The following is a 417-nucleotide window of genomic DNA, read 5'->3' as shown; positions in this document are numbered from 1 at the left end:
CAGCGCAAAGTCGCCGTGATGGTCGAGGACGAGGCTGCTTTGACGGCTGCCATCGTCGCCCTGGCGCTGCAGTACGGACGCTACGGCTACCGTCGGATCACGGCCTTGCTCCGGCGCGATGGCTGGACGGTGAACGTGAAGCGCGTCGAACGGATCTGGCGATGCGAGGGCCTCAAGGTTCCCGCTCGCCAGCCGAAGCGGTCGCGCCTCTGGCTCAACGACGGCTCGTGCGTGCGGCTGCGGCCGGAGCGGCCCGACCACATCTGGTCCTACGACTTCGTCGAGCACCGCACGCACAACGGGCGCAAGTACCGGATGCTGAACGTCATTGATGAGTTCACGCGTGAGTGCCTGGCGATCCGTGTATCACGCAAGCTGAAGGCCCTCGACGTGATCGACGTGCTGACGGACCTGTTC

1 protein-coding gene is annotated in these 417 nt (G+C 65.5%); it reads left to right on the top strand.

Annotated features, from left to right (window positions below; translation table 11 throughout):
• Positions 1-417: IS3 family transposase (locus ASE86_RS16530; protein WP_235524112.1), on the top strand; the 417-nt coding region annotated here is incomplete at both ends.

The organism is Sphingomonas sp. Leaf33, from assembly GCF_001421785.1.
Lineage (GTDB): Bacteria > Pseudomonadota > Alphaproteobacteria > Sphingomonadales > Sphingomonadaceae > Sphingomonas.
Note: the sequence above shows the minus strand (reverse complement) of the source record. Positions and strands in the feature narration are given on the sequence as shown.